The organism is Catelliglobosispora koreensis DSM 44566, from assembly GCF_000379685.1.
GTDB classification, from domain to species: Bacteria; Actinomycetota; Actinomycetes; order Mycobacteriales; family Micromonosporaceae; genus Catelliglobosispora; species Catelliglobosispora koreensis.
Window position 1 is genome coordinate 12,768 of sequence record NZ_KB903254.1, and the last position, 19,626, is coordinate 32,393.

Annotated in this window: 20 protein-coding genes; 7 read left to right on the plus strand and 13 right to left on the minus strand. The window is 62.9% G+C overall.

From position 1 onward, the window contains the following. Window positions 1–130: 130 nt before the first annotated feature. The 3 genes from A3E1_RS44700 (at window position 131) to A3E1_RS48400 (ending at window position 2,982) form a co-directional block, all read left to right on the plus strand. A complete protein-coding gene (locus tag A3E1_RS44700; RefSeq protein ID WP_020521575.1) occupies window positions 131–1,552 on the plus strand; it encodes a trypsin-like serine peptidase in 1,422 nt (473 codons plus the stop codon). A 72-nt stretch (window positions 1,553–1,624) separates the two neighbouring features. Further along, window positions 1,625–1,903, plus strand: coding sequence for a carboxypeptidase-like regulatory domain-containing protein (locus tag A3E1_RS0114870; RefSeq protein ID WP_020521576.1), 279 nt, complete (start codon window positions 1,625–1,627; stop codon window positions 1,901–1,903). A gap of 122 nt (window positions 1,904–2,025) precedes the next feature. Then, a complete protein-coding gene (locus A3E1_RS48400; RefSeq protein ID WP_026208451.1) occupies window positions 2,026–2,982 on the plus strand; it encodes a golvesin C-terminal-like domain-containing protein in 957 nt (318 codons plus the stop codon). Window positions 2,983–3,045: 63 nt separating this feature from the next. On the opposite strand, the gene A3E1_RS0114880 is transcribed toward A3E1_RS48400, so the two are convergent. Continuing rightward, window positions 3,046–3,480 carry a YdeI/OmpD-associated family protein gene (locus A3E1_RS0114880; protein WP_020521578.1) on the minus strand — a complete coding sequence of 145 codons (435 nt, stop codon included), beginning with the start codon at window positions 3,478–3,480 and terminating at the stop codon, window positions 3,046–3,048. A gap of 71 nt (window positions 3,481–3,551) precedes the next feature. On the opposite strand from A3E1_RS0114880, the gene A3E1_RS0114885 reads away from it, so the two are divergent. Continuing rightward, window positions 3,552–4,286 carry a phosphotransferase enzyme family protein gene (locus A3E1_RS0114885; RefSeq protein ID WP_020521579.1) on the plus strand — a complete coding sequence of 245 codons (735 nt, stop codon included), beginning with the start codon at window positions 3,552–3,554 and terminating at the stop codon, window positions 4,284–4,286. Window positions 4,287–4,297: 11 nt separating this feature from the next. Here A3E1_RS0114885 and A3E1_RS0114890 read toward each other — a convergent pair whose 3' ends face one another. After that, entirely contained in the window at window positions 4,298–5,050 is a 753-nt protein-coding gene (locus A3E1_RS0114890; protein WP_020521580.1) for a class I SAM-dependent methyltransferase, read from the minus strand. A 792-nt stretch (window positions 5,051–5,842) separates the two neighbouring features. Between A3E1_RS0114890 and A3E1_RS0114900 the strand changes: the two genes are divergently transcribed. Next, window positions 5,843–6,676 (plus strand): hypothetical protein, encoded by an 834-nt coding sequence (locus A3E1_RS0114900; protein ID WP_157631528.1) that lies wholly within the window; start codon window positions 5,843–5,845, stop codon window positions 6,674–6,676. A gap of 44 nt (window positions 6,677–6,720) precedes the next feature. Here A3E1_RS0114900 and A3E1_RS40350 read toward each other — a convergent pair whose 3' ends face one another. Next, on the minus strand, window positions 6,721–6,966 hold the full coding sequence (locus tag A3E1_RS40350; protein WP_020521583.1) for a hypothetical protein: 246 nt from the start codon (window positions 6,964–6,966) through the stop codon (window positions 6,721–6,723). 161 nt (window positions 6,967–7,127) lie between these two features. On the opposite strand from A3E1_RS40350, the gene A3E1_RS0114910 reads away from it, so the two are divergent. Then, on the plus strand, window positions 7,128–7,310 hold the full coding sequence (locus tag A3E1_RS0114910) for a hypothetical protein (RefSeq protein WP_020521584.1): 183 nt from the start codon (window positions 7,128–7,130) through the stop codon (window positions 7,308–7,310). 32 nt (window positions 7,311–7,342) lie between these two features. Here A3E1_RS0114910 and A3E1_RS0114915 read toward each other — a convergent pair whose 3' ends face one another. From A3E1_RS0114915 to A3E1_RS0114955, 9 genes are all read right to left on the minus strand, one after another. Next, window positions 7,343–7,828 carry a hypothetical protein gene (locus tag A3E1_RS0114915; protein ID WP_020521585.1) on the minus strand — a complete coding sequence of 162 codons (486 nt, stop codon included), beginning with the start codon at window positions 7,826–7,828 and terminating at the stop codon, window positions 7,343–7,345. Then, on the minus strand, window positions 7,819–8,346 hold the full coding sequence (locus A3E1_RS0114920; protein ID WP_157631529.1) for a hypothetical protein: 528 nt from the start codon (window positions 8,344–8,346) through the stop codon (window positions 7,819–7,821). The genes A3E1_RS0114915 and A3E1_RS0114920 overlap by 10 nt, the downstream gene beginning before the upstream one ends. A gap of 214 nt (window positions 8,347–8,560) precedes the next feature. Further along, the gene (locus A3E1_RS0114925) at window positions 8,561–9,994 is read right to left on the minus strand and encodes a ricin-type beta-trefoil lectin domain protein (protein ID WP_020521587.1); all 1,434 of its coding nucleotides are present in this window, start codon (window positions 9,992–9,994) and stop codon (window positions 8,561–8,563) included. Between the two features lie 34 nt (window positions 9,995–10,028). After that, window positions 10,029–10,625, minus strand: a complete 597-nt coding sequence (locus tag A3E1_RS0114930; protein ID WP_020521588.1) for a hypothetical protein — start codon at window positions 10,623–10,625, stop codon at window positions 10,029–10,031. A 6-nt stretch (window positions 10,626–10,631) separates the two neighbouring features. Next, entirely contained in the window at window positions 10,632–11,453 is an 822-nt protein-coding gene (locus A3E1_RS0114935; protein WP_020521589.1) for a carbohydrate ABC transporter permease, read from the minus strand. After that, a complete protein-coding gene (locus A3E1_RS0114940) occupies window positions 11,454–12,344 on the minus strand; it encodes a carbohydrate ABC transporter permease (protein WP_020521590.1) in 891 nt (296 codons plus the stop codon). A gap of 54 nt (window positions 12,345–12,398) precedes the next feature. Further along, window positions 12,399–13,661 carry an ABC transporter substrate-binding protein gene (locus tag A3E1_RS0114945; protein ID WP_211215936.1) on the minus strand — a complete coding sequence of 421 codons (1,263 nt, stop codon included), beginning with the start codon at window positions 13,659–13,661 and terminating at the stop codon, window positions 12,399–12,401. Between the two features lie 28 nt (window positions 13,662–13,689). Further along, window positions 13,690–15,606 carry a DUF2264 domain-containing protein gene (locus A3E1_RS0114950; protein WP_020521592.1) on the minus strand — a complete coding sequence of 639 codons (1,917 nt, stop codon included), beginning with the start codon at window positions 15,604–15,606 and terminating at the stop codon, window positions 13,690–13,692. After that, window positions 15,603–16,613 carry a hydroxyacid dehydrogenase gene (locus tag A3E1_RS0114955; RefSeq protein ID WP_020521593.1) on the minus strand — a complete coding sequence of 337 codons (1,011 nt, stop codon included), beginning with the start codon at window positions 16,611–16,613 and terminating at the stop codon, window positions 15,603–15,605. The genes A3E1_RS0114950 and A3E1_RS0114955 overlap by 4 nt, the downstream gene beginning before the upstream one ends. 237 nt (window positions 16,614–16,850) lie before the next feature. Here A3E1_RS0114955 and A3E1_RS0114960 point away from each other — a divergent pair, with 237 nt between their 5' ends. Continuing rightward, entirely contained in the window at window positions 16,851–17,957 is a 1,107-nt protein-coding gene (locus tag A3E1_RS0114960; RefSeq protein ID WP_020521594.1) for a substrate-binding domain-containing protein, read from the plus strand. Here the strand turns inward: A3E1_RS0114960 and A3E1_RS40355 are convergent. Then, window positions 17,954–19,609 (minus strand): heparinase II/III domain-containing protein, encoded by a 1,656-nt coding sequence (locus A3E1_RS40355; RefSeq protein ID WP_020521595.1) that lies wholly within the window; start codon window positions 19,607–19,609, stop codon window positions 17,954–17,956. The two genes, A3E1_RS0114960 and A3E1_RS40355, sit on opposite strands and share 4 nt — an antisense overlap. Window positions 19,610–19,626: the final 17 nt, after the last annotated feature.

Here is a 19,626-nt window from a genome sequence, read left to right on the forward strand (position 1 = left end):
AGGATCGCCTAGAGCGGATTCGCTTGCAGCTGAACGTGATCCGCCTAACACTTGAGCCAGGAGGGCAATCCGCCGTGGGCGGCGGCCAACGGGGGCAGACCGTCGCGGCGATATCAAACGGGGAGCAGTCATGCAAACGAGCGTGCTTGCAGGAAGCGGTCAAACGATCAGTGAGGATGGGCAGCTTCCGTTCCGGGCCGCCGGCTCAGAGTCAGACGCTGAAGGCGAGGAGGAGTCGGGTTCGGTAAGTGAAGTCTACGAATCTGATCCCGAGGCGCTGGAGGCACACGAAGAGGCCAATAACGAAGGCGGAGAAGGCGGCGAGGAGTTCTTCGAGGCCAGCCCGGAGGCGCTCGCCCAGCCCGAGTCCGGGGAGAGCGCGGCCGGCGACCTTGTCGGCGAAGGCCTCGAACTCACCGACAGCAGTGAGTCCAGCGCCGACGGCGGTGAAGCCGAAGAGATGTTGCCTGAGGCGGGTTCCGCCCTCGGCGGCCAGGAGTTCATTCCGCTCCTGGTGGGCTTGGCCGCGAAGGTCGGCCCGATGCTGCTGTCAAGCGCCGGCCCGGCGCTCGCCCGCGCGGTCATGGGCAAGCTGAGTCCGAAAGCCAAGCGGCTGCTGGCTAAGAAACGCCCAGGCGGCGACATGGTGTCGGTGCTGCAAAAGCTAATGGCTCAGGCAGCCAAGCGGCAGGAGTCCGAGGAGGAGGCCACACCGGTCGACGAAGCTCTGGTCGAGGAGATGACCGCCACCATTGAGGTCATCATCGGCACGGACGACCGGATCCGCATCAAGAACACGGTCAAGGTGCCCTGGCGTCGTTACTGCGCCTTGCGCATCGAGTTCCCGACGGGCGCGGTTTACCGCGGCACTGGATTCTTCATCGGCGACCGGGTCCTCGCCACCGCTGGCCACTGCGTCTACATGCACAGCCAGGGCGGCTGGGCTCGCCGCATCCAGGTCATCCCGGCCTGCAACGGCAGCCAGAAGCCATTCGGCGCCGCCTACGCCACGTCATTCAAGTCCACGGTCGGGTGGACGAAGAGCAAGACGGCCGCGGCCGACTACGGCGCGATCATCCTGCCCAGCAACGCGTTTCCCGGACAGAAGTTCGGCAAGTTCGCTTTGAGGGCCTTCGCGTCGAACGCACTGCTGGCAGTGCCGGCCGTGGTCGCTGGTTACCCCGGCGACAAGCCGTTCGCGGAAATGTGGGGCATGAAGCGGAAGATCAAGGCGGCGACAGCGCTCAACCTTGTCTACGACATCGACACGATGGGCGGGCAAAGTGGTGCGCCGGTCTACATCAGACAAGGCGGCAAGCGTTTCGTCGTGGGCATCCACAACTACGGCGCTTCCACCGGGAACTCGGCGACGCGCGTGACGCCAGCGGTGATCGCGAACTTCAAGAAATGGGGAGCGATCGGCGCGACGCCAACTCCGCCGCCTACGAGCACGGCAGCGCCAGCAACGTCGTCCAAAATGGCGCAGGCTTCCCAGACTCCGGCCATGGCCGGTGGGATAGCTATCGCGACCGGCGACGAACTGGATATGTGACAACCAACTGAATAGGTCTGCCGCGCCCACCCGGTGCGCGGCAGACCGCCAACCGCCTTGGAGGTGGTAGCGATGAAAGGCAAGCTACGAGGAAAGGTTGTCGACGGAACAGGTCATGGAGTCGCCGAGGCAACGGTCGTCATCGTGAAGGCACCCGGGCCGGTCCCCGACATCGCCGCGGTGAGCGACGAAAGCGGCCGCTTCTCCTTCGGAGAGATGCAGGCCGGGCGCTACCGGCTCAAGGCGCAAGGACCGGACAGCAGCGAAGGTGAGGACGACGTCACGGTGCCGCCGGAGCGCGCCCTTATCACGCTCGGCGAACCGCCTGACGACACTGCCCAGGCGGAATAACAGCACCGCCGCGTGTGCGGCGGCGGCGGCGGCGCTGTAGCGGATCTGTAGACGGTTTGGAAGATCGCGGCTTAGGTTGCGGCGAATCCCTACCCCTGAGTCTCCAGATGAGGAGATCCGCCGTGAACAGGTCCATGAAACATCCGGCCCGATGGGCGCTCGCCGCGACGATCGCCACGGTCGGGATACTGGTGCCGGCTGCTCCCGCGCACGCGGCGACGCACAAGTCTCCGTTTGACTGTGGCAAGACGTTTTATGCCAACAACTGGAGTCCGGGTCACAGCCCGTCGGGTTCCCTCGACTGGCAGAACTACGGCTCCGATGCGATCAACGGGGAGAACGTCCGGGCCACCGCGGCCGGCACCGCCTACTTCTACAACGCGGGCTCGACCAGCTATGGCCGTTGGGTCGAGATCGTGCACTCCGATGGCACGAAGACCCGCTACGCGCACCTGGCCACACAGGTTCGGTTGCCAGGCCAGAGCATGCCGGTCAGCCAAGGCACCGTGATCGGCACGGTCGGCTCGACCGGCGGCTCCTCTGCCCCGCATCTGCATTACGAGCAGCGCAGCTCCGGCGGCACGGTGCACACCAGCCCCACCGTGGACGGCGTGACCATCTCGCTCGGCCAGAAGAAGGCAGTGACCAGCAGCAACGCGTGTGTAGCGGCATGGACCCAGACGGTCGACAACGCCACCTCGGGCCGCTTCACCGCCTCGGCGAACTGGGGCACCTCCACGTATTCGGCCGAACGTTACGGTGCCGACTACCGCTATGCGAGCCCCATCACGGAGTCAGACAGTGCCTGGTACAAGTTCGACATCCCGGCAACCGATCAATACAAAGTGGACGTCTGGTACCCGGCACTGCCCGGTTACAGCTCCGCCGCTCCACACGTCATCGTCACCAGCAGCGGTAGCCAGACGGTCATCGTCGACCAACGCGTCAACGGTGGCGGATGGGTAACGCTGGGCACCTTCACCCTGGCCGCCGGCGATTACAACGCGGTCGCGGTCAGCCGCTGGACGGCGGGCACCGGCCTGGTCATCGCCGACGCTGTCAGGCTGACACAGGTCTAAACTGGGCAGAATAATGCCTCCGCACCGCGATGACATCGCCGTGCGGAGGCTTGCTCTGTGGTGTCAGCCCCGCAGCGTGGCGATGGCCTTCTCGATACGCCGTTGGCGCGTCTCGGGTTTCTTCGCGCTCTCGATGGCGTGCACATGCTCGCGCTTGTGGCTGAACGAAAGGCTGTCGTAGGCGGCGCGGGCGACCGGGTCGGCGTCCAGAGCCTGAGCGAAGTCGGCGGGCTCGACCACGACGCGCGGTTCGGCGTCGAGCTCTAGTTCGACCTCGACCTCCTCGCCGATCTCGACACCGGCGGCTTTCCGGTTGGCGTGGCTGAGACCGAGCAGGTGGCGGCCGCGCATGATGGCGACCCGGCTCTTCCAGGAATGCCCGTTGACCGTGATGGTGACTGGCGGCCGCGCGCCCCCACCGAGCTTCTCCACGACCTCGGGCGGAACTTCCAGCCCGCGCATGGGTTCTGGTGGCTCGACGATGGTGCGAAACTTCACTGCGTGCTCCTTGTCAATTGGTGCGGGACTCCTTGATCACGCTACCGCCGGTACGCCGTAAAGTGTGGCCGGTGGGATGGGATGCTCTCGGGCACTGGGGTGAAGATGCTACTCGCATCGAATCACTTGCCGGCGGTATCGCCAATGACGTGTGGAGTGTGCGCATCAACGGACAGCTCGCGGTCGGCCGTCTTGGCACCAGAAGCGATGCTGACCTGGCGTGGGAGACCGCACTCCTCCAGCACCTGGACCGTGCGGGCCTGACCGTGCCGGTGCCGATCCCGACCATGGACGGCCGGCTATTCGCCGACGGGCTGGTGGTGATGACCTATCTGGAGGGCGGACCGCCCGAGACGCCGGACGATTGGCGGCGCGTGGCCGGCACGCTGCGCGAGCTGCACCGGTTGACGCGGGGCTGGCCGCAGCGCCCAGGGTGGCGATCGTCAACGGACCTCCTGCACGCCGACACCGGGACGAAAATCGACCTCGGTGCGATGCCCGCTGAAAGTGTTGTTCGATGCAGGGCAGCGTGGGCACGGCTCGTGGGACGTGAGACCTGTGTGGTGCACGGCGACCCCAATCCCGGCAACATCCGCATGACCGCGAATCAGGTGGCGCTAATCGACTGGGACGAGGCGCATGTCGACGTCCCTGACCTCGACCTCGTGCTGCCCGGCAACGCCGCCGGACTCGAAGACAGTGCCTACGACATCGCCGCGCAAGCGTCAGCCGCATGGGAAGCCGCTGTCTGCTGGAAGGACGATTACGCGGTTAAACGGCTCGCCGAAGTTCGCCCGGTGCCGTAGTAAGCCTTCGATCACGCCGGTTCGCAGAGGCAGAGTTGAAGCGGCGAATCCGCCTCAAAGGGCCGACTGGACCAATCGCCGAAGCGCTCGACGAGCCGAAGGCCGCCTAGCGAGATGAGTAGCGGCAACTCCTGCGGGAAGATACTCCTGATTTCCAGTGGTGCGACCACAAAGTCGGACTCGGAGTCAGTCGAGAAATGCCACGTGCCCCGGGTCACTTGCGCCGACGCGTCGTAGGTCTCAGCGATATCGACACTAACGTTGCCACGGTCAGGATCCAGGAACGACAACGATTCCCGGGTGCGCCGCACGCCATCGGCTTCGGCCAGCTGTCGTACACCCGGGTTGAATACATCGAAGACGAGCCGTGCTCCAGGTGCCAGGTGCCTTCTAACCGACTGGAAACAGCTCACCAAATCCCCAGCCTCGTGCAGATGCAGCAATGAATTGGCTGTGATGAACACGAAGTCGAAGGTGCGGCCCAGATCGAAGGCCCGCATGTCGCCCTGAATCCATTCGGCCGCTACACCGCGCTCGTTCGCCTTACGCTGAGCCTCGGCCAGCATGTCTGATGAGAAGTCCAAGCCAACGCACGCCAGCCCGTCAGACGCGATGGGGATTAGCTTCTGCCCCGTCCCGCACCCGAGTTCCAGAACGCTCCCGCCGTGCCGAATGGCCTCGGTCCGATAGAAATCGACCGCGGGCCAGCTGACGGGGAACATGAGGTCGTATAGCCTCGCGTGCGAGTAGAACGCTTCACTCATGAGCGCCTCGTCTTTCCGGCTGATTCGCCGTTGGCCATGGGGGCCCGCTGATTCAAGCGTGTGCGCCGCCGGCGTGTCGAGCAAATATCGAGGATGGCGACAATGAGGGGACGATTCGCCATTTCGTTGCTATGGCTGAGATTTCGCGGCGGATCGGCTTACGCGGCTACCTCGGCCCTAGCTACCGCCCTGGGGTGAACATTGTCGATGCCGACGCACGGTCTCTTCGAGACCAGGCTCCTGATCCCACACGGTATAGTCATTGATGTCCATCCCGAAGTCTACGGTGAGGACCGAGGTGATCTGGCGACGCTCGCCGCGGCAGGAGTGTCCATTGTGCACTGTCCGCAGACGTCGCTGCGCTACGGCGATGCCTTACATTCCTTCGGCCGCTACCGCCGCGCTGGAATCAACATCTGCCTTGGCACCGATTCGTTTCCGCCGGATCTCATCCGTGGGATGCCCCGGCCGAAGCCTACGTCGAGGCGGCTACCCTCGGTGGGTCAAAAGCATTGGGCCGCGACGGCTTGGGCGGCATCGATCTGGAAGCGTTGCACCACCGGGCTCATGCCCTCTTCGAGAAGATGCGAGCCGCCTACCCCGAACGGGATCTGCGCCATCGCCCCGTCAGCGAATTATTCCCGCCCACCTTTCCTTCTTTCACCGCCGTCAGTTAGGCGCGGTCAAAGCCGTCGGGGCCCGCGTGCCGCGAGAAAGCGAATACCCGTCGCGGCACGCCCGGGCGCAACAAAAGCCCAGGTCATGGGCTATGTGTTCGGCATGATGACTGGCATGTTTAGAGCAAAATGGACAATGCCCGTGCTGGCCGTAATTCTGTTGGCTGGCACGGCTGCCGCTAAGCCCGTGCATAAGGAACCGCCTGTTCTGGCGAAAAATCTGGGGCGCTATGAAATCGTGCGCAGCGAGACGGCGACTCTTAGACCTGGTGAAGGGATCACACTGTATCCACGGTGCACCGGCGGGCGGATGCCGCTAGGGGCCGGGCTGGTCAACGGTTCGAGAACCGGCAGCGTGCAAATGGCCGCCAGCTATCCGTGGGGAGACGCCTGGGCCGTGGAAGCACGCTATGTCGGCGGCGAAGGCGAGACCCTTTGGGCGTACGGGATAGCAGTCTGCGGATTCGTGCAGGCCTACCACACCCTGATGGCTGATCTCGTCACAGTGAATGGGAACACCAGCAGCTTCCAAGCGCAGCAATGCGAAAACGCGTTCGTCACCTATGGCGGCGGTGGAGTTTTCCTTGGCGGCACTCAGTCGCTGGTCCTCGGCACTTATCCGATCACCAGGCACATGTGGGCCACCGAGATGTACAACTTCAACTCATTCCCCGTGGACATGCGGGTATTCGCGGTCTGCGGCTGGGCGGTTGACGGGTTCAACGTCGTCACCGGCCGCGAGGCGGTCATCAGCACCGGGCAATACATTCCGGTGACCGTCGATTGCCCGGAGGGCACAGTGGCGATCGCTGGCGGCGCCCACATTTACGGCGATCAGCTTTTCACGACCGATTCCTATCCCCTCAACGAGACCAGCTGGCGCATCTGGGTCAGGGGCGGAGGGGAAACCGACATCCTCCGGGCATACGCGGTCTGCGCCGACAGATAGGTAGTGTGACTGGCACCTATCCTCGTTGATAGGTGCCAACTGTTTCAGGCCCGCTTCTTGAACATGGAGGAAGCCCACATGTAACCGACGACCGTTATCGCGACGCACCACGCGAGGGCGGTGATGGTGTAGCCGGTGTTGGGTGTGCCGTTGAGGAATCCGCGCAGGGTTTCGATGATGGAGGTAACCGGCTGATATTCCACGAACTGGCGGATGCCCTGCCCCATCTTCTCAGCCGGCACGATCGCGCTGCTGAAGAAAGGCAGCATCACCAGTGCAACGGTTGCCATGCGCGCCGTCTTCGGCGACTTTGCCGACAGTCCTAACGCGATAGTGAATCAACTGGTCGCGAGAGTAAGCAGCACAACGATTCCGGCCGTGGCGAACCAATGCGCGGCGCCTGTCGCCGTAGCGCCCGGTCCACAACACACGGCCATAAGGCGCGGCTGAGATGCCCGGAACGGCCGAGGCTATCCGCGGTAAGTCTCAGGACTCCGACTTGTTCCTAGCCCGGCTTATGGTGCACCTCAATGCCTCACTTGGCAAGGCCGGCTACGGCGAAGCCTTCCGCCGGGGAGCAGCCATCCCCCGGCAGGCGGCGCTGGAACGGCTCGCGGTCCTCGCTGCTCCATAAACCCTTTCGCTGGTACTCGGTAGAGGTCCCTTTTAGTTCCCCGGACTGCCTTTGCGTCGGCGCCGGTGCCACAGCAGCAGGAGAAGGAGAGCCACGGCCGCAACAGCGATAGGCACCGCGACCCTCAGTTCGTCGCCGTCGGCCTGAGCAATAGTCTGCACCGTATGGTTATCGCCGTAGTTAAGGTCGACGGTGAAATAGTCAGGGTCCGCCTCGGCCGGTTTGGCTCCAGACGCCGTAGTCAGCACCAGTGGTGGGCCTGTTCCGGGCTCGCCATGGAATCCCAGGCGGGCGTCCGCGTCGACCCTAAGGCGATGCTCCGCCGGTGTCAGCCAAATGATGTCCACCTCGGCTATGTTGACCGGCTTGACTTTTAGCGTGCTTAGATTCTGATACACCATGCCTGGCTCGAAGTGGTAATTGAACAAGCAAAAGTCGAGCATTCCCTTGCTGTAAGTGCAATTGGAGAACGACTCGGAGGTGGCGAGAGGCGGGCCGCCGGCCAGCATCAGCACCACGCCTTCAGCAGGCTGCTCGACTTCACCTCAAGGGGCACAGTGATCTCACCGCCCCGCATGACCGCCGGCGGGGGCCCGGGCACCAACTGTCCGCGAATGTTCACAACCCGTCCGATACTGACTGTGGCCGAGGCAGTTGCCACGATGCCCGAGCGGTCCGAAAGGGTCACCTTCAAGGTGCCTGAGTCTTTCGGCCGCGCGGTGAAAACCGGGCTTAAGTCAAAGAAGGTTGGTGGCACCGGCCCGAAAGTGGTGAGCTCTCCAAGGCGGCAGGTGATGAACTGCCCTTCGGCGACACAACCAGCCGGCGCGGGCACAGTCACGATTGACGCGGCCCGGGTTAAGTCGTAGGTAAGGACAGCGCCGACTACCGGCCCGGTCCTAACTGCTACTTGCACCGCGCCTCGCTGGTTGCCTGCCACCACGAGATCAGGCAGGTACATGTCCACCTCTGGACGTTCCGGACTAGCGGCCGCCGCAGCGGGCACTGTGGCTCCGGCTAGGACAGTAAGAAACACGAGCGCTAGCGCAGCCCAGCGAGCCAACATCTTTCCCCGTCTCATCCCAGCCAGGCCTGATGCTGGCGACAGGGTAGACGCACAGCCCGCCCTTTTGTTTGCACTTCGCGCCCTGCTTGCTTTGCCAGGATCATTTTGGCGTGGGTTAACTGGCGGGGCTACCGCCCGATGCGGCGGGCACGGGCGGTAGCCGGCTCTCGATACCTACGGTTGACTAAGGCGTATAGGTCTGCCACTTTTGGTTGTTGCCGCCCCAGCAGGACCAGAGCTGCACCTTGAAGGTGGACTGATTCACATCAACGCACAACCCTGACTGGACACCACGGATAGTCCCATCGGAGTTGAAGGCCCATCGCTGGTTCGCGCCGCCGTTGCAGTCGTAGGTTCCGACCACGGTGCCGTTGCTCGTGCCCTGGCCGTAGGCATCCAGGCACTTTTGTCCGCCTAGGACGGTGATTTGACCCGTGGCGGTCACGGTCCACTGCTGGGCGGCCGAGGTGCTGCAGGTGGACACCTGGGTTTGCACGTTGCCCGTGCCACCCGGGATGTCGAGGCAACGTCCGGTGCCGACGTTGCGGAGATTGGCGGCGACCGGGTCAGTTCCGCCGATCCCCCAGCCATACTTGAGGCGTTGCGCGCCGCTGACATTGGGCGTGGTAAGCGTTAGGTTGGTACCACTGCCTTGCATCTTCTGCAGCGAGTACCAGTCATCGCTTTGACCCGCCGTGATTTTGCCGCCAAGACCTGGCCAGTAGATAGAACCCATGCGCAGCTCGCGCAGCACCGCGGTGGTCGCGCGCAGATAGCGGACGAAGTTGTCGGTGCTGTTGGCGTCGTGATAATTGAGTCCGGTGTCCATCGGCGCGCCGAATTCGTCGATCACCGTCCTCGACGCACAGGTGCCGATCGCGTCTTTGAGGTAGCTCACCCACTGGTCGTAAGTCTTCGCGCCGCTGAAGAAGGTGTAGTGGTGCAGAGACAAGACGGTGCCATCGAGACGACTATCAGCACACATGGCTTTGGTGTTGGTGTTCAAGCCGGCACCGCTGACGAAAATGCGGTTCCGCGGAACGGATGGGCGGCTCGTGATCCAGGTCGCGGCGATGTTGGCCCACTCGGTGGCGCTGTGGCCGCCGGGTTCGTTCATGGGCTCGAAGTAGACCAGACTGTTGGCGCCGTACTTGGCGACAACGGTGTTCCACATGGAGTTAAACGCCGAGGTGTTGACGACCCTGCCGCCGCTGGCGGCGACGCCATCCTCCCAATAGGACAGAACGACTTTAATGCCCCTCGCGGTGGCGGCGTCGATCGCGCCCGTGTACGAGTTCCACCAGGCCGTGCCGACGGTGTACGTGTTGATGGGAAGCCGGACGGTGTTGATGCCGAGATTGTTCTGGAAACCGGCGTAGATGACGTCGGCTTTGGCCTTGACCGTCGCGTAGCTATCTGTGCTGCTGAGCCCGTGCAGGACAAGGGTTCCGCCGTGGAAGTTGTCCCCGGTACGGGCCCAGTTGACGCCGATGAACTGGCTGGTGTCGGCGGCAGCGGGCGTGGCACTGCCAACAATGCCAAGTGGAATCGCCGTAAGCGCCGTCAGTGCGCAGGCGAGGGTCCGGGCGAGCGAGCGTTTGGGACGGGAGCTAGCCATCGCCTTTCCTTTCTCGAAGAGCCGGGAGCGGCCATCACCCCGTTGTGCTGGCCATGTGGCGGGCGTTTGCCCACACGAGGTAAAGAGCCGGAGCGGGCAGCAGGAACAGCCCCACTGCGGGTTTTACGGTGACAGCCGCCGCGACCATGAGGAGCACAGCAAGGTTCGCCAGGCTCAGGTACCACCTGCGCACACACTGGTAAGCGGCCGCGAGAAGACGGCTTTCGTTTGCTGCCAGCAGCTGCGCCGACACAACGGGAATGAGGGCGGCCAGCACGAGCAGCATCGGGACAACGACCGCGAAACGGGTTCGGGCCGCGAATGTGACCTCGATGCCAAGGACGACCGCAAACGTTGACGCGGCACCGCCGACGGCCATAGAGCGCCAGAACCGGCGCCGGTAGGCCGCCCAGAATGAAGAACCGGTGAAGGTGGCGAATCCCGCCGCGGTTGCGGGCGCGCAAAGCGAGGCCAAGGCGACAAAGAATGGCCATGCGGCGAGCGGATCCTGGCTCATCGCGAGCGCGAGCAGTAGCGGCGAGCACGCGGCTGCCAGACACAGGTTCAGCCGGAGTCCAAAGTAGACGGTACTGAAGATGGTGTCATACGGAAGCCTCGCCAAGAAGGACATCTTTGATTACCCCTTCATCCCGGAAGTCGCTATGCCCTGGATGAAGTACCGCTGGCCTAGCAGGAAGATGACGAGAATAGGCAGTACTGAAAGCACTGAACCAGTCATGATCATCGCGTAGTCGGCGTCGAACTGACCGGCGAACGAACGCAGGCCGAGCTGAATCGTCCACAGATCATTACTGGTCAGGTAGATGAACGGGCCCATATAGTCGTTCCACGTGTTGACGAACGTGAGCAAAGCCAGGCTCGCCAGCGCGGGTTTGGATAAGGGCAGGATGACACGGGCCCAAATTCCGTACTCGGACAGGCCGTCCATCCGGGCAGCCTCGCAGAGCTCGTCTGGGATCGTCAGATAGTACTGGCGCATCAGGAATACGCCGAACGCGCCAAAGGCCTGTAGCAGGATCAGCGACCAGAAGGTGTCCGTCAGCCCAGCCTTCTGCATCATGATGTATTGCGGGATCATGTACGCCTGCCACGGCACGGCGATGGTGGCGATGTACCCAAAGAACAAGATGTCCCGCCCCGGGAAACGCAGTTTGGCGAACCCGTATGCCGCGAAGCTGCCCGTGAGCACCTGAAGCAAGGTGATGACGCTGCTGAGGAAAACCGTGTTGCGCAGGTAGCTGTCCAATGGCACCCGCTGCCAGATGCTGATGAAGTTGTCCCAGCGGAACTCCTGCGGAATCCACTGAATGGGAACAGTAAAGACCTCGTTGTTGGGTTTGAGCGAGGCGCTGATCATCCACAGGAATGGCACGAGAACGGCTGCCGCGGCAGCGATAAGACCGGCATACAGCGTCACGCGGCCAGCGATGGTCTTCATCTAGCGCTCCCTGCGGTTGTTGAGCCAGAACTGCGTCAGCGTCAGGACGAGCACCAGCAGGAACAGCACCAGGGAAATGGCTGAGGCATAACCGAATTCGCCTTCGATGATGCCCTGACGGTAGATCTGCTGCGACAACACCAGAGTGGCGCGCCCCGGGCCGCCGTCGGTCATCACGACGATGAGGTCAAATACCTTGAAACTCTGCACGGTCAGCAGAATGAGCACAAGGAAGGTCACGGGCCGCAGACCGGGCAAGGTCACCGCGCGGAAACGCTGCCACGCGGTGGCACCATCCACTTTGGCCGCTTCATAGTGTTCCTGTGGAATGGCTTGCAGCCCCGCCAGGAACAGGATCATGTAATAACCCATGTCACGCCACACGCTGGTGATGATCACCGCAGGCATCGCCCAGGTGGTACTCGTCGTCCAGCGCGGCGGAACGTCCATTCCCAGGAACGACAAGAATTGGTTGATCGGACCGAATTCCGGATTGAACAGCATGTTCCAAACGACGGCGACCGCAACCAGCGAGGTGACGTAAGGGAAGAACGCAGCCACACGGAAAAACCCGACTCCGGCGAGCTTGCGGTTGAGTAGCAAAGCGAGACCAAGTGACGCCAGCACTGTCAGCGGCACGTGCCCGAGCGCGTAATAGGCCGTGTTGCGCAACGCCACCATGGTGGATTCGTCGTTGAGCAACCTTTCGAAGTTCTTCAGCCCAATCCACTTAGGAGGGTTGTAGGAGTCCCAGTCCATAAAGGACAACCCGAAGGCGGCGATAACCGGTAGCAAGGTAATCACCACAAAGCCGAGGAAATTCGGCAGAATGAAGCTCCAGCCGATCAGCGATTTGCGCCACCGTCGCGCGGGTGTGCTTAGGTCTGCCATCGTTGGCCCTCCTGCGGTTTGCTGGGGACGGCGTTCCGCCCCCAACAGACAAACTCAGCTAGCTTCGTTCTTGACCCGGGTTTGGATCTGCTTGATTCCGTCGGCGATGGATTTGTCCTTCGTCATAATCAGCTGGTGTTCCTCGTTAAGGATGGTGTCGATCTTCGAGGTCTTGTCGCTGACGGGCATCTCCAGGACGATCTTGTCAGGAGTAAACGCCTTCTTAGACGCCTCATCTGTTGGCATGCCGGGCAGGCCGAAATACGCCTGGCGGATCTCGTCGGAAAGCAGAGCCGGGACAACTCCGATGTCGGCGATCGCTTTGGCACCTTCGGGGCCGGTGGCGAACTCGATGAACTTCTGGGCCGCCGCCGCGTGCTTGGCGTTCTTGTTGACCGCGAAGGCGGTTGGTGAGCCAAAGGTCGTCACTCCAGGCGATCCGGCCCGTTGCGGGAAGGGTGCGATGGCCCAGTCGGCGGCCGTCGTGCCCTTCTTCTTTTCGGATAGAATCTTGGCGATGTACCAGGTACCCATGGGAAGCATCGCGGTTTTCTGGGTTTCGAACATCGAGGCGTAGCCGGTCTTCTGAGTGACGGCGGTTCCGTAGTCCAAGGTCGCCCCGGCGTCCTGTAATGCCAGAGCCGTCTGGTACTGATCGGCGAAGAACCCGTAATCGGGGCCGAGAAGGTTGCCGCCGGTCTGCGCGGCCGAAACGGCCTGCACCACGGAACGCCACGTGTGCTGATAAGTGCCATAGACTTTGTTCTGGCCCGACCCCGACGTTAATGATTTCGCCAGTTCGAGATACTGGTCCCAGGTCAGGTTTGCCGGATATGGCTTTCCTGCCGCGTCGAAGAGCTTCTTGTTGTAGTACAGCACCCAGAAGTCCTGGCGATATGGCAAGGCGAAGTACTTGCCGTTCTGCTGGAACGCGTCCAGGCCGTTGAGTTTGGCGCCATTGCCTGTGGTGGCAAGGGAAGTGAGATCCTTGAGCTGGCCACGGCCGGCGTACCTGGCGTAGTCAATGACATTCTTCATAGTGATGACGTCGGTGGTGTCGCCTGAGGCGAGCATCGTCGTCACCTTCGTGGGATAGTCCGCGGCCACGATGTCGACCGGCTTGATGGTGATGTTTGGGTTCGCCTTCTGGAAGGCGTCGAACAAGGCCTGGAACTCCGGCGTCGAAGCCAGGCTCCACACACTGACGGTCAGCTCAACGGGGCCAGTTTCACTGCTCTCATCGCTGGAACCGCATGCCGCTAATGGCAGGCCGACAGCCGCCATGCCCACGGCCGCCAGCATTTTCCTTCTGTTCACGAGCGTTCCTTCCTATAGCGCGGCCGCTTCAGCGGCAAAGGAGTTGTTCTTTCGTGACCACGCCGTCGGGCCACGAAATCTCGACGACCGGCACACCGGGAGAAACCTTTACGGCTGGCGGGTTTTCCTCTCCGTTGAGAGCGAGGGCCGCCACGACCCAGGAGCCAAGTACCGGTGTTGTTCGCAGCCAGGGCGTGAGCGTCGTTTCCCCCAACGGAGTCGCATTGTGTGACGTATGAACGCCAGCCGTGGTGAAGCCGAAAAGTCCATACACCGCAGATGTTTGCGCCATTCCGGCGGCGACTGCGAACGGCCCGTCATAGACGCGGTCTGGAAGGTTGCCCGAAGCCGTGACCGGCCAGCCGCCAAGTCTTAACGCCGCCACTCGTTCCCACCCCGCCGCCGGTGATTCGATGCGCACAAGACGCACCTCCCACGCCCCGCGAACTACGGAAACGGTGGTGACAGCCGCTGCATCGATGGCCGCTCCTGGCCTGCCAGAGCCGTGGTCGGGAACAGTCCTATCTGGATCCACCCAGTGACACATGGCGCGGGACGCCAGCACGGCGGCAACCCCATCGCTAGACGCTTGCAGGAGTTGAAATCCCGTACGATGGGTCGCCTTTCCTTGTGCGTCAAGCAGAACCACTGACTGGTCCAATGGTTCATCCCACCCGGCATCGTCCATCAAGGGCGCGGTGGCCGTGGAGTAGCCGAACCGTGCGTACAGCGGCGAGTCGCCTGTCTGGTCGCCTTCGCGGGCATGGTCCGTGCCATGGTTGTAGACCCGCACAATGCCATCGGCTGCGGTCGAGGCGACGGCCCAGCCCGGCGCCGCGACGATAGCGAGCTGATCGCCAAGCTCGACCGGTAGCGGCTGCTCGGTCTCCGTCCACACAGGATGCTCCGCCGGGAGCATCAAGCCGAGCATGCCTTTGGACGCCCAGTACGGCGAGCCAGTCCCGGAATACCGCTGCGCCATGCGGCGCCATGGGTGAAACCAGCCGAGCGTCAGCAACCCATTGGCGCCGGGGACACCACGATCGGCGAAGTGCTTCACGATCCCGGATGCCGCCCGGCGTAACAAACCTGGGTGGACGGCCTTGGTTTCAGCCAGTGCCCCGGCCCAGAATGGTGCCGCGGCGGCGAACCGGTAGACCAGGCTGCGGCCCTGAATAAGCGGACTTCCATCGCTTCCTACCAGGCGGACAGCATCCAGCAGGTACTCATCGAGCCGGCCCAGGTAAACGGGGAGTCGTTGGGCAGCAAGCGTTTCCGCACCCCGCATGCGGCTCCAAAGCAGAGGGTAGACGTGCAGTGCCCAGCCGTTGTAATGGTCGAAGCTGCGTTCGTCTCCGTCGCAATACCACCCACTGCGGCGCGCGAACGATTCGTGCGCGGCCAAGTCGGCTTCCATATCCGCAAGCGTCCATGGCCCGCCAACCGATGACAGGAACTGCTCGACAACGATCCGGAACCATACCCAGTTCGTCTGCGGATAGGTGTGGTCACCGACAATCTGGGCCAGATAGGCGACAACCCGTTCCTGCACCCCAGGATCGAGGCGGTCCCACAGCCACTCCCTGGTGAGGTCAAGAACGAGTGCGATCGAGGCGGCCTCCACTTTGGCCTGTGCGTGCTCCCTGGGTGTCACCCACCGCTCGGGCGACTGGGGATCGGTTCCCGCGGCGATCCCGGACGCATACCGCTCAAGCAGATTGCGCGGATCGCGCCCACACTCCCCCGCTACGCGAAAACCCGCGAGCAGAAAGGTCCGCGCGAAGCCTTCGAGGCCATCGACAGCAGACCCATATCCTCCTGGTACGCCGGGCAGCGTGATCGTGGCACCGGAAGGTGACGCATAGCGCCACGCGGAGCTGAGTAACCGGTCAGCCAGGCTCGCCCAGTCGCCGCGAGTCCAGCCCGTGTAAGGCGAAATCGTCATGCGCTCACCTCCAGCATCTGACTGGTAACGGCTTCGGCTAGCGGCAATCCATTGATGAACCTTTCCAGCTCGTCTAGCGCCAGCGCGCTCATACGGCGGGTTTCCGAGCCAAGCGAGCCCGCGATGTGCGGAGTGATCATTACGTTGTCCAGCCGGTAGAGCAGTGAGCTGGCGGGCAATGGCTCGGGGTCGGTCACGTCGAGGATGGCGTTGAGCCTGCCGCTGACGCACTCACGCTCCAGCGCGGCGGTGTCGATAACGCCGCCGCGGGCCGTATTGATAACCGTGGCCCCATCGGGCATCAGCGCCAGCTCGCGCGAGCCAATGGTGTGCCGGGTCTGCGGCAATTCTGGCAGGTGCAGTGACAGGATGTCGCAAGTGGACAGAAGCTCGTCAAGGCTGACGAGACGGCCACCCACCGCGGCTACCGCGGCCGGATCGGCGTAGGGATCGGTCACGAGCACCGCCGCGGTATCGAGCATTCGCAGCCGCTCCGCCACCAGCCGGCCGATGCGTGAGAACCCCAGGATGCCAATGGTCCGGCCATAATTCGATAGATCTTCGCGAGCCGCCACGGAATACCAGTCATTGCGTGCCATGCGCGTTTGAGCGGCGAGCAGAGGCGCCTTCTTGCCAGCGAAGATGATGGCCGCCAGCGTGTACTCGGCGACGGGCGTGGCATTGGCCTGGGCACCGCTGGTGACAACGATCTCCCGCCGCCAGAACTCATCTGAGACCAAGCCACGCACGCTGCCCGCACAGTGGAACACCGCCTGCAGCTTTGGCGCCGCGTCGAGACGCTCCGCCGTAAGGGAAGGACAGCCCCAGGAGGTGAACAGCACTTCTGTTTCGGCCAGGCGAGTCCGCGTACATGGCGCGTCGATGTCGTCTGACCAAACCGGATCGCCAAGGTCGGCAAGCGAGCGAAGCCGTTGCATCTCGCGGTCACCGAACTGCATCCGGAACGTGTCAGGCCGCATCACGAGCAGTGCCTGCGGACGGTACATGCGCCTTGCCCTCCCGACATCGCCCGGGAAGAAGTCCGAGCGATTATGTTCGTTTATGTGTGTTCGATCAGTGCCAGGAAGTAGACAGCATCACGTAACACCACTGCAAGAGCTTGTTACCAATCCGTGACATGTGCGCAGTGGATTGGAAATGGCTTCTTGTGATCGAATATGTTCGTATTGAGCGACCGAGGACATTCAATGGCGCCTACACGGCATCGGGATGGAGGCGCAACAGTGACCGTGTCCGAACCTCCGCTGCTAGCGGCTCAGCGCCGCGAGCGGCTATTAGCCGACCTGCGCGCGCGAGGCACTCTGCGCGTCAGTGACATAGCAAGGGCTCTGGGCGTCACCCCGGTCACGGTACGCAGAGACATCGCACAACTTGCCGGCGAAGGCGCCATCGAGCGTGTCCACGGCGGGATCAGGCTTCCGCGTACCCAGGAAATGTCTGAAGATCCTGAAGCCACCCCGGGCCTGGAGGAAGGCGGCCACCCGGCAGTGGGCATGGTCGTGCCCTCCCTGGATTACTACTGGCCAGAAATCATCCGCGGCGCACGAGACGCCGCACCGGCCGCCGGGGTGCGCCTTGTGCTTCGCGGCTCGTCCTACGACGACGTCCATGACGTTCGCCGCCAGGTCACTTGGCTGCTGGAAACCGTTGGCATCCAAGGGCTTCTTATCGCTCCGCCCACGATCGGCGACGAGGCTTCCCGGCTCATCACCTGGCTAGCCTCCCTCGCTATCCCTGTCACATTCGTGGAGCGCACCGCGACGGTCGGGCCTTACCGCGAGCACGTCGAATCGGTGTCGACCGACCACGCGTTTGGCGCCAGCCTGGCCGTGCGTCACCTCGTTGGCCTTGGCCACACCAAAATTGGCTTCCTGGCATCATCTACCAGCCCAACGACACCGGCGGTCCGCCGCGGCTGGATGGAAACATCAGCGGAGACCGACCTTGACGTCACGGCAACCCTTGACGTCACTACGCCGGACTACCGCGATCCACGCTGGCACGACGAATTGGATAGCTCACTGGACACATGTCTGGCAACGGGAACCACGGCCGTGCTCGTCCACTCGGACCGCGAAGCGATATCCCTAGTCGCGCGCTGTGAAGAGCGCGGCATAAAGGTGCCCGGCGACTTGGCTGTCGTCGCTTACGACGATGAGGTCGCGGGTCTGGCCAACCCGGCCCTCAGCGCGATCCGGCCGGCCAAATACGCGATTGGTGAGGCGGCGGTACAGCTTCAAGCCAGGCGGCTGTTCGCCGAGCCCGGCCGTCCGGTGCACCGCATCCGGATTAGCCCGCAACTGGTGGTCCGGGATTCAAGCAGAACCTAATCCAGCCTGAACACGAACCGGTGGGCCGAGTACCCGGCGGGCGCCAGCCGCCTGCAGCGCAATCTGAACACCCGGTCCGGGCGCTGAAAGTGGTCCGTGAGAAGTAGCTCATCAACCGATGCTTCTGCGCCTTCATGTTCTAGGACAACGAGACCACTCCAGTTAGCGCCAATGTCCGAAAGCGACGGTCGGTGTCTGCTGATGAACATCTCGTCCACGGTCAGCGGCCGGTCGGCCGTAACCTCGTCGGTCAGTTCTAGCCGGCCCGACCGCGACCACCTGAATCGCCGCACCAGCGAACGCAGCCCGGCCACCTCATATGCCGCGGTGAGCTCGAGGTCGAATTCGGCCCCGTCATCATTGGCTTGGTAATGAAGGACTCTCGCCGCTCGTTCGCGCCCGGGCAACTGCTCGTTACCATCAACCACCGGAACCGAATGCCCAAGGGCAGAGGCATATGGCGACTCATAGCGGTTGGTACCGAAGTATTCTGAGGTGTATTCAGCCGCGCCGAGGTCAGCTAGCACGCTCTCGCCGTGCGTATGCAAGATGAAGTGCCCCAAGTCGTTGTGGTTGTGCGGCTCGTCGTTGTGGCCGCCTTTGGCAGCGAACGCATGCCGGCCACGGTCGATCACCCAGCCCGCATCCGGCAAGAATGACGTTAACTGGCCGCGCACCTGCGGCACGATCGAATCGAACCAGGCGAGGTTGCGCGACACGTGCGCCCACCGGTAGCAGTGATCGTCGTGAAATGACGGAACCTTTTCCGGCGGTGGAGTGCCAAATCGCTCAGCGAGCCTGGTCAGCAATCCGGCCGGGAACCAGGGCCTATCGGTCGTGTCAGAAAACGATGCGTAGGCGCCACCGCCTAAAGCGACCCGGCTCGCAAACGCCGCGATCTCGCGTATCTTCGGTGCCACCATCAAATCTTCGCCCGTGTGCTCCCGCAGCGCCTCAGCGAAATAGACGAAGTATCCAAAGCCGTAAACCCAGTAGCTAATTCCCTCCAGACAACCGCCGTCGTCGCCGAAACCGGCCAGAAAACGATCCATCGCACGACGGCTGCGGTCCAGCATGACGGTCAGCCGGTCACTATCCTTTGTGGAGCGGCCAAGCAAAGCCAGCGCCGCCATGCCGACCGCCCCACCACACACGGACTCCCAGTTGTTGCCAAACCCCTCCCACGCCAGCGGAAGGCTGCCGGAATAGGGCACGAACACACGGCGGTCGATTTCTTCGCGGACTCTGGCGGTTACCATCGGATCCAGCCGGCTATCCAGCGCCGCAACGGTTTCGGCAAGCGTATGCGCGGTCTCAGCCGCAAACAGATCGACGCACTGACGGGGATCAGCGCAGCCGCCAACGTGCGCTGGCAATGCCCACGTGTACTCGTCGCACACTGACCACAAGGTGTCGCAGAGCATCGCGGTGCTGACACCGGGTTTCAGCAAGGCCTCAGCCACCTGGGCAGTCAGCGTCGCGCGACGGCGGAAGTAGAGTTCTTCATAGACCAGCCGCCGGCCTGTGCGGAAATAGTCTTCGTAAGCCCCGAATGTCAAGACGGGCATAGCATTTGCCGCGGCCACCAGTTCAATCTCACGAACGAGCGGCGCCAAAGCGGTTGGCGATGGAAGGAATCCGCTATCTGCCATACGCGGAGCCTACTTCC